This window comes from Paenibacillus sp. FSL R7-0204 (assembly GCF_038002225.1).
GTDB lineage: Bacteria > Bacillota > Bacilli > Paenibacillales > Paenibacillaceae > Paenibacillus_AQ.
The window spans coordinates 5,798,591-5,810,077 of sequence record NZ_JBBOCA010000001.1 but is presented as its reverse complement, the minus strand read 5'-3'; the positions used below and the strand labels follow the sequence as shown (position 1 = coordinate 5,810,077).

Annotated in this window: 6 protein-coding genes and 1 other annotated feature (1 of these 7 running past the window's edge); all 6 genes read left to right on the top strand. The window is 57.8% G+C overall.

What is annotated here, in order from left to right; all coding sequences use genetic code 11:
- Nucleotides 1-286 (top strand) — a binding site (T-box leader); it begins 3 nt to the left of the window's first position.
- A 59-nt stretch (nt 287-345) separates the two neighbouring features.
- The gene (gene pheS, locus MKX42_RS25385; RefSeq protein ID WP_340755562.1) at nt 346-1,380 is read left to right on the top strand and encodes a phenylalanine--tRNA ligase subunit alpha; all 1,035 of its coding nucleotides are present in this window, start codon (nt 346-348) and stop codon (nt 1,378-1,380) included.
- Between the two features lie 342 nt (nt 1,381-1,722).
- Nucleotides 1,723-4,167: a phenylalanine--tRNA ligase subunit beta gene (gene pheT / locus MKX42_RS25380; protein WP_340755560.1), complete on the top strand. Its 2,445-nt coding sequence runs from the start codon at nt 1,723-1,725 to the stop codon at nt 4,165-4,167.
- 204 nt (nt 4,168-4,371) lie between these two features.
- The gene (locus MKX42_RS25375) at nt 4,372-6,837 is read left to right on the top strand and encodes a hypothetical protein (protein WP_340755558.1); all 2,466 of its coding nucleotides are present in this window, start codon (nt 4,372-4,374) and stop codon (nt 6,835-6,837) included.
- Between the two features lie 528 nt (nt 6,838-7,365).
- Complete coding sequence (locus MKX42_RS25370) at nt 7,366-8,355, top strand: sugar-binding protein (protein WP_340755556.1); 990 nt, start codon at nt 7,366-7,368, stop codon at nt 8,353-8,355.
- Entirely contained in the window at nt 8,352-9,785 is a 1,434-nt protein-coding gene (locus tag MKX42_RS25365; RefSeq protein ID WP_340755554.1) for a sensor histidine kinase, read from the top strand. The genes MKX42_RS25370 and MKX42_RS25365 overlap by 4 nt, the downstream gene beginning before the upstream one ends.
- Before the next feature lie 36 nt (nt 9,786-9,821).
- Nucleotides 9,822-11,402, top strand: a complete 1,581-nt coding sequence (locus MKX42_RS25360) for a helix-turn-helix domain-containing protein (RefSeq protein WP_340755552.1) — start codon at nt 9,822-9,824, stop codon at nt 11,400-11,402.
- Nucleotides 11,403-11,487 lie beyond the last annotated feature (85 nt).

Here is an 11,487-nt window from a genome sequence, read left to right as displayed (position 1 = left end):
CATGCAATGATGGAGAAGAGTACGCAGTGCCTGGCTTACAGGGAGGAAGCGCCGCAGATTGAGAGCGTTTCTAAGAGAGCAGAGCTGCCGAAGTTCACTCCGGAGCAGTTCCCTGAATGTGCTTCAAGGCCTCCTTGAAGAGCGCTAGTAGGGGGGACCGGCCGCAGACCGTTATTTCTGTATAAAGTGAGACAGGTCTTTGCCGCACCGAAAGAGGGAATATTGCTCTTAAGGGAAGCGTACGGCCGTCTAACAAGGGTGGTACCACGGTCTTTTCGTCCCTTTACCGGGAGGAAAGGCCTTTTTTTGTTGAACAATACGAGATTTGAGGGGGCAGTACAAGCCATGAAAGACAAATTGGAAGCACTGAAGGCCGAGGCACTGACGAAGCTGCAGGCGGTATCCGATCCGCAGATTCTGAATGACCTGCGTGTCAAATACCTTGGCAAAAAAGGCGAGCTGACAGAGGTTCTGCGCGGTATGGGTGGACTAAGCGCGGAGGAACGTCCGGTGATCGGCCAGGTGGCCAATCTGGTGCGCAGCGCCATTGAAGAGGTGATCGGCGCCAAGCAGGAGCTGTTCCAGCAGCAGGAGACAGAGAGCCGCCTCAGTGCGGAGAAGGTCGATGTAACTCTGCCGGGCCGCGGCATGCCGCAAGGCGGGATTCATCCGCTCAGCCGGGTGATTCAGGAGATCGAGGATATTTTCATCGGCATGGGCTACAAGGTTGCGGAAGGACCGGAAGTGGAGACAGATTATTACAACTTCGAGGCGCTTAACCTTCCGAAGAACCATCCGGCCCGCGATATGCAGGATTCCTTCTATATTACGGAAGACATTCTGATGCGCACACAGACCTCGCCGGTTCAGATCCGTACCATGCAGGCGATGAACGGGGAGACTCCGGTCAAGGTCATCTGTCCGGGCAAGGTGTTCCGCCGTGACGACGACGATGCGACTCACTCCTTCCAGTTCCATCAGATTGAAGGTCTGGTGATCGGACGCAATATCCGCATGAGCGACCTGAAGGGGACCCTGCAGCAGTTCATGAAGGAGATGTTCGGACCTAGCGCGGGTATCCGCCTGCGCCCAAGCTTCTTCCCGTTCACCGAGCCTAGCGTTGAGGTGGATGTAAGCTGCTTCAAATGCGGCGGCGAAGGCTGCCGGCTCTGCAAGCAGAGCGGCTGGCTGGAGATCCTCGGCGCTGGTATGGTGCACCCGAATGTGCTGCGGATGGGCGGCTACGACCCTGAGGTCTACAGCGGCTTCGCGTTCGGCATGGGCGCTGAACGGATCGCGATGCTGAAATACGGCATCGATGATATCCGCTACTTCTACACGAATGATATGGGCTTTGTGAAGCAGTTCAAGGGTATTTAGGGATTTGGCGGCCGTGCGCGGGGCGCGGGCCGGATAGCGATAAGCCGGAGGGATGACGGCAGTGCTAATTAAATGACTGCGATTGAAGGACCGGAGGGGAATTTTGGAACTGGAGGAGCGGTAGCGTCCGCCTGTAGGATTGGATTTCTACTGCGGCCAGCAGTGTAAACAGGAAATTCAATCCTAACAGCGGCCGGAAGTCCAAATATTCTCTGTAGGAACACTGCAATGCAGAATTTTTTTGCGCGAAGTTGACGTGGGCTTGTTTATATCCGCTTCCGCACCCCGGCGCAGGCCGGCATGGAGATTAATACATCTGAAACAAAAAGGAAGTGTGCGATTATGAAAGTATCAACCGCCTGGCTGGCCGATTATATATCGCTGGAAGGGGTGACCGCTGATGAGCTGGCGGACAAAATCACCACCGCCGGCATCGAGATTGACGGAGTAGAACGCCGCAACAAAGGGATTTCCGGGATTGTGACCGGCTACGTGAAATCCAAGGAGAAGCACCCGGACGCTGATAAGCTGAATATCTGTATCGTCGATGCCGGGCAGGGCGAGGATCTGCAGATCGTCTGCGGAGCGAAGAATGTCGCAGCGGGCCAGAAGGTTCCGGTCGCGCTGGTGGGCGCCAAGCTGCCGGGCCTGGAGATCAAAAAAGCCAAGCTGCGCGGCGTGCTGTCGCAGGGGATGATCTGCTCGGCCAAAGAGCTGGGCCTGAACGACAAGCTGCTGCCCAAAGAGCTGCAGGAGGGCATTCTCGTGCTCCCGGAGCAGACCGAGGTAGGCCAGGATATTCTTAAGGTGCTCGGACTGAATGACGAAATCCTTGATTTCGACCTGACGCCGAACCGTTCCGACTGCCTGAGCATGATCGGTGCCGCTTATGAGGTAAGCGCGGTACTGGGCCGTGAGCTGAAACTGGCTGATCCGGCGGCAGAGCTCGTGGAAACGGGAGGCAAGGCTGCGGACTCCATTACGGTTACGATTGAGGACGAGGCATTCTGCAGTCATTATGCCGTGCGTTATATTGCCGGGGTGAAGACCGCGCCGTCCCCGCTGTGGATTCAGAACCGCCTGATGGCGGCCGGGGTACGTCCGATTAACAATATCGTGGACATTACCAACTATGTGATGCTGGAATACGGACAGCCGCTGCATGCCTTTGACGGCGGGCAGGTCCAGGGCGGAACCATCGGTGTACGGTTTGCCCGTGAAGGAGAAGGACTGGTTACCCTTGACGGCCAAGAGCGCAAGCTTGCGCCGCAGATGCTGGTCATTGCCGACGGCTCAGGCGCAATTGGCCTAGCCGGAGTGATGGGCGGACTGTCTACAGAAGTTACCGCAGACACTGTTAATATCGTTCTGGAATCAGCCAAATTCGATGGCGGAACGGTACGCAAGACCTCGCGTCAGCTCGGTCTGCGCTCAGAAGCGTCCCAGCGGTTCGAGAAGGAAGTCGACCCGAATGCGGTCATCCCTGCGCTTAACCGTGCAGCTGCATTGATTGCCCGGTATGCCGGTGGAACGGTGCATGAAGGGATTGTCCAGGCCGGAAGTACCGCTGGTCAGGAGAAAGTGCTGCAATTATCGCTGGAAAAGCTGAACCGCTATCTCGGCACGGATCTGTCGCTGCTGGAAGTGAAAACCCTGTTCGGACGTCTGCACTTCAAGTGTGGGGATGCCGCCCAGGGAATCGTTGAGGTCGAGGTGCCGACACGGCGCGGAGACATTACCCAGGATGTGGATCTGATTGAAGAGATCGCCCGCTTGTACGGCTACGACAACATTCCGACCACCCTGATCGAAGGCACAACAACACCGGGCGCGCTTACCAGACAGCAATCTCTGCGCCGCGAGCTGCGCCGCCTGCTGTCACTTGGCGGATATCAGGAAGTTATGGGCTATTCCTTCATCCAGCCGGAGCAGAGCAAGCTCTTCCCTACGCTGGCGGAAGGCAAGCAGTCAGTGAAGCTGGCGATGCCGATGAGCGAGGAGCGCAGCGTGCTGCGCACCAGCCTGCTACCGCAGCTGCTGGAGATTGCCCTCTACAACACGAACCGCCGCCAAGGCGATCTGGCGTTGTTCGAAATCGGCAATGTGTTCTTCACGGAGGAAGAAGTACTTACCCGCCAGCCGAGCGAGCTGCCGGTGCTGGGGCTGCTGCTGAGCGGTACGCGTGCAGCCAAGCAGTGGAACGTGGCTGCTGAGCTGGTGGATTTCTTCGACCTCAAGGGGGCGCTGGAGACTGTATTTGCGCATCTGGGCCTTACGGATCGCGTAGTCTACGAAGGGGACGCGCCTGAAGGCTATCATCCGGGACGCTCCGCTTCCATCTATCTGCTTCAGGCAGAGGGACGCGTGAAGATCGGCTCGATGGGGCAGCTTCATCCCGAGCTGCAGCGCCGGATGGATCTGGAGGATACCTACGTATCCGAAGTCTTGCTCCAGCCGCTCTATGATGCGGCGCGTGCCCAATTGCAGTATAGCGAGCTTCACCGCTTCCCGGGCATGGAACGGGACATTGCGGTGGTAGTGGATGACGCGGTTCCGGCAGGCGAACTGATCGCGGCGATCCGTGAGCATGGCGGCACTCTGCTGCAGAATGTGCAGGTATTCGATATCTACACAGGAGGCAAGATGGAGGCAGGCAAGAAGAGTGTTGCGCTGTCGCTCTTGTACCGCCATACGGAGCATACGCTGACTGACGAAGAAGTTGTGGAAGTGCATGACAAAGTGGTCTCTGCGCTTGAACAAACTTTTGGTGCAGAATTAAGAAAATAGCAGGAATTGTGCAAAGCCGCAGCGAATCCATTTAGAAACAGAGATTCGCTGCGGCTTTTCTGTACCCATGTGAAGTGCGGAGGAACATGCAAATAAATGCAATGGACGCGTGCTTTTGCCAAAGGTCAGGAAATCACGCTACAATAGGAGCAAGAGCAAAGAAACCAACTTAGAATCCGCACACATACAAAGGAGGGCACAACTGTGGCTATGGACCGGACCCGTGTCGCCGTGGAGATATACGGAACTTCCTACAAGCTAGTAGGAAGCAGTACAGAATATATGAAACAGGTCGCCCGTCATGTCGATGAGCATATGCGTGCAATATCGAAATCACATTCCAGACTGGATACGCCGCGGATTGCGGTGCTTACAGCTGTACATATGGCAGAGCAGGCAATCCAGGTTCAGGATTTCAAGAATGAGCTGAATATGCTGACCGGTGAACGTACCGAGCTTCGTGTGGAGGTGTCACGCCTTCAGGAAGCGCAGCGTGAACAGCAGGAAGAATATGAGAAGCAGGAAGCGGCTGCGAAGGAAGAGGCGGCACGGCTGATTGCCGCCGCCGAAGAAGAACGCTCCAGGCATCTGGAGCAGCAGGAGCAGGAGAGGCAGCTGCATGCCCAGCTGCTGGAGGAAGAGAAGCAGGCTGCAGCAGCTGCCCGCGAGCAGCTGGTGCAGGAGCTGAAGGCGCGCGAGGATGAGCTTAAGGCGCTGCGTGAGGGTCATGAAGCAGAGCAGGCTGCAAGCCGCGAGGGAGCGCGTCAGGAGCTGGAAGCCGCAGAAGCCATGCGGCTGCAGCAGCTGGAAGAGATGAAGTCTGCCCATCAACAGGAACTGGAGCAGCTGCGCGAGACGCTGACCCGCGAGAAGACAGAGACGTTGTCTGCCTTGGAGCAGGAGCTGCATGAGACGCGGGAGACGATGGGCAGCGAGATCGTGGAGATCCGTTCCACGCTTAGCAAGGAGTTGGCTGATACCAAGGCTGCGCTCACGAGTGAGCTTACCGGGGAACGGGAAGCGCTTGAGAAGGAGCTGGCCAAGAACAAGGAGCTGCGGCAGTCCCAAGGGACGCAGGAGCACCGGCACAAGCAGCAGCTTCAGGAGCTGGAGAAGCAGCTTGGCGAGCTGCGCGGCGGAACCGGGCAGCTCCAGTCCCGGCTGCGGGCGGCAGAGGCCGGGCTGAAGGGCGAGCGCGATGCGCGGCTGACGCTGCTGGCGCAGTACGAAGCTGTGCTGAAGCGGGAGGAGCAGCTCGGAGAGGAGCTGCGGCTTGCCGCTGAGCAAGGAGAGCAGCAGAGTGCGGCGCTGGAGGAAGTGCGCAAGCAGGCTGCGGCTTCGCAGAGCGAGGCGGAAGCGCTCCGCAGCAAGCTGCGGGACGCAGAGGACAAGCTAAGCGTTGCGCTGGAAGAGCTGCACACGGCGAACGAGCTGGGCACCCTGCTGAACGAAGAGGTGGAAGGGCTGCGCCAGCAGGTTGTAGCTGCGCAGAGCGAGGCGGAAACGCTCCGCAGCGAACTGCGGGACGCAGAGGGCAAGCTAAACGCTGCGCTGGAAGAGCTGCACACGGCGAGCGAGCTCGGCACCCTGCTAAACGAAGAGCTGGATGAGCTGCGTAAGCAGGTTGCGGCATCGCAGAGCGAGGCGGTGGAGATCCGCAGCGAACTGCGGGATCTAGAGGGCAAGCTAAGCGAAGCGCAGGAGGAGCTGCACACGGCTAAGGAGCTGGGCAATCTGCTGAACGATGAGCTGGGAGGGCTGCGCCAGCGTTATGAGCTGACGCAGGAAGAAGCGGCAGCACTGCGCACATCGCTGCGGGAGACCGCAGATCAGCTCAGCCGGACACAGGTCGAATTCGACCGTACGGCAGAGGAAGCGGCGTCCTGGCAGGAACGTGCGAACAAACATATGGAGGATATCAGCGAGCTGGAGATGAACCTTCTGGAAGAAGGGGAGAAGTCGGCAGTATTGCAACGCGAAGTGGAGACCCTTCGCGGACAGGCAGACGGCATGGTCCAGCAGCTTGATCAGGAGGCGCGTCTGCGTGCCGAAGCGGAGCAGGCGCTTGCTGTTCAGCAGGAGGCGGCAGAGACAGCCCGCAAGGAACTGTCTGCGCTGCGCGGCCGTTACGAGGAGCTGATCGCCCAGTACGACGAGATTCTGCAGGATGGAGAGCAGCTGAAGGAACGCTGCGAGCTGCTGGAAGCCGAAGGCGAGGAAGCTGCGCGGCGTCTGGAAGAGCTGTATGAGGCAGGCCGTGAAGCTGCAGCTACAGCGGTGGAGCAGCAGGAAGCACTCCGTGAGACCCGTGAGTACGAAGCTACCTGGAAGCAGAAAGTTGAGGAGCTTCAGCAGCGTGAGCAGCAGTGGAACGAGCAGGAAGCACAGCTGCGTGAGGAGATTGAGATCTGGCAGCAGGAGGCCGGGGAAGCCGAGGCTCAGGCGGAATCAGTCAGCCGCTCGCGCACCGAGGCGGCGCAGCGGCTGGATGAGATCGGCGAGAGCTATGAGATGGTCCAAGGCCAGCTGAGGCTGGTTCAGGCCCAGTTCGAGCTGCAGCAGGGAGAGCTGGAGAAGCTGTCCCAGGAACATCGCAGCCTGCAGGCGGAATATGCCAAGCTACAGAGCGAATATAATGAATGGATTCAACTGATCGAACAGGACAGTTGAATGGCGGATGCATCACAGGAAGAGCTGTTATAAGCAGGAATGCTTAGAACGGCTTTTTCTGCTGTGCAGGGACGGGGGGAGTGAAGAAGACATCCAGGCTGCCATCTTGGACAAATCCTGCACTAAATACAACATTCGTACCTCTGAGGCAGCAAATTGCGGGAAATCCTGCCTAGAATGCAACATATCTCAGCTAATGATCCGCTCCACTGGTAACATTCCTGCAAAATGTGCAACATTTGGCGTTCTCAAGCTACAATCCGATATGAATCCTGCAAAATGTGCAACACTTGGCGATAACAGCTCATGATGAGGAGCACAAGTGCCCCTGAATCCACCAGAAGTTAGTCAAATGAGCAAATGAGAAGCACAAGTGCCCTTGAATCCACCGGATGTGAGCTAAATAAGTTCGAACGCATCTACGAAGAATACATTAGCCTAACTGTCCCCCTGCATGGAGTGCTTTTGACATAATAAGTATTGCAACCGGTTACAACCCGGGGTAGGATGTTGGTTGAGGTGAACGGGATGGATAAGAAATGGGTCAGCGGCGCTGGGGTTGTTGTGCTTTTTATACTGTTGTCATATTTGTTTATAGGCTTCGCGCATCATTCTGCCCGGATGGGCAATATCGTTAAGGAATTAAGCGGCCAGCCCAGTCAGGACAAGCCCGGATATCATATTGTGCTGATCGAGCAGGAGCGGTACCACCCGTACTGGGAGATGGTCGAGAAGGGGGCGGCGGAGGCCGCAGCGAAATACGGGATAGAGATCGAATTCACGGGACCGGTGCGCAACAACATGGAGGAGCAGATCAGTCTGCTGGAAAAAGCGATTGCCGCCCAAGCGGATGCGATCATCGTGCAGGGGCTCAACGACGAGAAGTTCACGCCGGTGATTGATAAGGCGGTGAACCGGGGGATTCCGGTGATCACGATTGACACGGATGCTCCGGCCAGCCGGAGACTGGCCTATGTGGGGACCGACAATGTAGCTGCCGGTGAGGCATTGGGACGCATGGTAGTGAAGACGACTGGCGGGAAGGGCAAAATAGGTGTGATCATCGGCAGCGAGCTGGCCAAGAACCAGCTTCAGCGCCTGGACGGGCTGAAGAATATCGTGAAGGACTATGGCGGCATGGAGATTGTCGATGTCCGCAGCTCCAACATCTCGCATATGGAGGCCATCCAGCAGGCGGCGGATATGCTTAGGTATCATCCGGAGATTGATGTAATGGTGGGCACCAGTTCAACGGACGCGCTCGGTGTACTCCAAGCATCGAGAAGCCTGAAGCGCGGTCCGCTGACCATTATCGGCTTCGATAACCAGGCGGAGACGCTGGATGCCATCAGCCGGGGAGCAATCACAGCGACTGTTGCACAGCAGCCCTACCTGATGGGGAATATGGCGGTCCGGCTGCTCCATGAGTATTTTAATGGTGCCCATCTGCAGCCCCGGTACTACACAGGAGTGAAGGTACTGGATAAGACCAATGTGCAGGAGGGGGAGAGCCTATGAGCATCCGATTGAAGCTGCTGATCTGCATTCCGCTGCTGGTGCTGCTGATGAGCTCGGTCTCCTTCGTACTGTTCCAGAGCGGGAAGAATGTGCAGGAGAGCTACCATCTGATGATGAACCGGATCATGCTGTATAAGGAGGTATCCTATGAGGTCGGCGAGAATATGCGCTCCTTGAACCGCTTCATTATGCAGGTGGATACGGACAGCTTCCCGGAGGTGGAAAAGCATCTGGGCGCGGTGCTGGAGCTGCGCAGCAGGCTGGACGGAATGAATACCATCGGGGGCAGCGGCCTTCCGCTGATGAACTACAGCCACCTTATTGATACTTTTGTGGAGCAGGCGGGTCAGATGATTACGGAGATTGACGGACAGGATGCGAATTCGCTGGCAGGTGCCTATATCGGAGCGGAGCAGACGCAGCGGTTCATCCGCGAGGAGGCTCAGGAGCTGGTTGATCTGGAGCTGGACCAATATAAGCCGATCTATGCCGAGATTATGTCCACGACAGCGAAGCTGAACCGGATGGGCAGTCTGCTGGTGATTACTGCGGCGCTGCTTAGTATCTGTATGGCGGTCTGGCTGTCCAGCAGCATTACCGGACCGATCCGCCGCCTGGTGGCAACGGCCAAGCAGATCTCGAAGGGACGGATGGATACCAAGGCGCCGGAGAGCGTCAATAACGATGAGATCAGCATACTGTGCCGCGCTTTTAACGGGATGATTGATAATATCCAGGAGCTGATGAAGGAGAACATTCAGAGTGCGGAGAAGGACCGGCTGGTCAAGGAGCTGGAGCTGAGGATGCTGCAGAGCCAGATCAATCCGCATTTCCTGTTCAACACACTGAATTCCATCGCCAAGCTTGCGTATCTGGAAGGGGCGGCGAGAACCAGTGATCTGACCGTGTCGGTCTCGCGTATGCTCCGCTATAATCTGCAAAAGCTGGACCAGGCCGTTCCGCTGCGCGAGGAGGTCGAGCATGTGAATGAGTATATCAACATCCAGCGGGCCCGCTTCCGGGACCGGATTGCTTTTGAGATGGAGATTGATGAGGAGGCGATGGACGGGATGGTGCCGTGTCTGACGCTGCAGCCGATCTTCGAGAATGCCTTCGTTCATGGTCTTGAGCAGATGGAGGAGGGGGCTATACTTACGCTATCGATCCGTTACCGCAGCGGGCAGGTGGAGATTGTGATCAGTGATAACGGGGCGGGCATGAACCGCGAGACGGTAGCCCGGCTGATGGGCTCGACTCAGCAGGAGGCGCCGCATTCCAGCGGGAAGGGCCAGTCTACCGGGCTTGGGACACATAATGTTTTTAAAAGACTGCATTTATTCTTCGACGGCCAGCAGCTCATCGAGATCAACAGCAGTGAAGGGCAGGGGACGGCGGTGCTGTTCCGGCTGCCCTTCCGGACCTCGGCCTAGAGGCACTCACCTGAAATGAAGGGGGAAAAGATAACGATGTACAAGCTGCTGATCGCAGATGATGAAGCACTGGAGCGTGAGGGGCTGGAGCTGATGATCCGGCATCTGATCCCGGACAAGTTCGAATTCCTGCATGCCGGGAACGGGCGGAAGGCGATTCAGCTGGCGGAGGAGCACCGGCCGGATATGATTTTCATGGATATTAAGATGCCCGGTATCCAGGGGCTGGAGGCGGTGCGGCAGATCCGGGAGAAGCTTCCGGCGGCGCAGATTGTGATGATTACGGCCCATGACTACTTCGCGTATGCCAAGGAGGGGCTGCTGCTCGGTGTGCGCGACTATCTGCTGAAGCCAGCCCGGCGGGAAGAGGTTGCGGAGGTGCTGCGGAAGCTGATGGCGGTCATTGAGGAGGAGCGGCGGAGCAGGAATGAACAGCTGGAGCTGCAGGAGAAGCTGGCCCATCTGCTGCCGCTGGCCGAGAATGAGCTGACTCTGATGCTGATGCTGGAGCATGTGCAGGATCTGGAGCCGGAGCAGCTGGCCGGGCTGCTGGAGCTGCACTTCAGCAAGGGCTATGCGATGGTCCTGTCCTTCCCCCGGCACGGGGAGAGCGGCTGGGAGACATTCCGGCAGTCCAAGCGGGAGATCTATGAGGCGCTCAAGCAGTTTGCCAAAACAGGACTGGGCTGCCTCGCCGGACCGCTGGCCGGGCATCAGCTGGCGCTGTTCATTCCCCTGCCGCCGGGGCGGACAGGGTATTCCCAGCGTGTCAGCTCGCTGGACTGGGGGGAGCGGCTCCGCACCTATGCCCGGGAGCGCTTCGGCCTGCCCCTTGGCATCGGGATCGGCTCGATCCGCGAGGGCTGGGACGGGCTTAGCCGCTCTTACCGCGAAGCTGTCCGGGTATGTGCAGACCACCAGCATTCATTCGGTGTGCATCATTACGATGATATGATCCAGAGCTCGGGGCAGACGGCGGTCTCGCTGGATGAAGAGAAGAAGCTGCTTACCGCCCTGCTCCAGCGCAGCAAGCAGGAGGCCGCCCAGCGCTTCAGCCTGCTGTATGACACCTTCGAGCAGGGAGGGGAGCAGCCGCTGTCCGCCGTGCGGGGGGAGGTAACCGGCCTGCTGCTGTTCCTGGCCAGAGGCGTTCACTCCACAGCCGGTGCGGAGCTGCTGGCTTCGCTGAACGCAGCGGAAGATCCGCGCTCTCTGCGGTTAAGCGCGGAGTCCTGGCTGGAGCGGCTGATCGATGGCCTGGAGGAGGAGCAGGAGCATCACCGGTCGCATGTGCATCAGCGGGCGCTGCTCTACATCAGCCAGAAGTATAAAGAGGATATCTCCATGGAGCAGACGGCTGAATATGTGAACCTGAGCCCGCATTATTTCAGCAAATTGTTCCGGCAGCATGAAGGAGAGACCTTCATCGACTATGTCACACGGCTGCGGATGAATGAAGCGAAACGCCTGATCGCTGAGGATCAGCTGAACCTGAAGGAAATCTGCTATGAAGTAGGCTATAAGGACCCGAATTATTTCAGCCGGGTCTTCAAGAAGGCTGCGGGGATGACGCCAAGCGAATTCCGCCAGCAGCAGGAGAAATCGGGTCCTTGCTGAGTAGCAAGGACTTTTTTGTGCTGTTGCCCCGGATTATCCTATGAAAGCCGGGGAGGAGAATTACATTACATCAGGCAAGACCAAG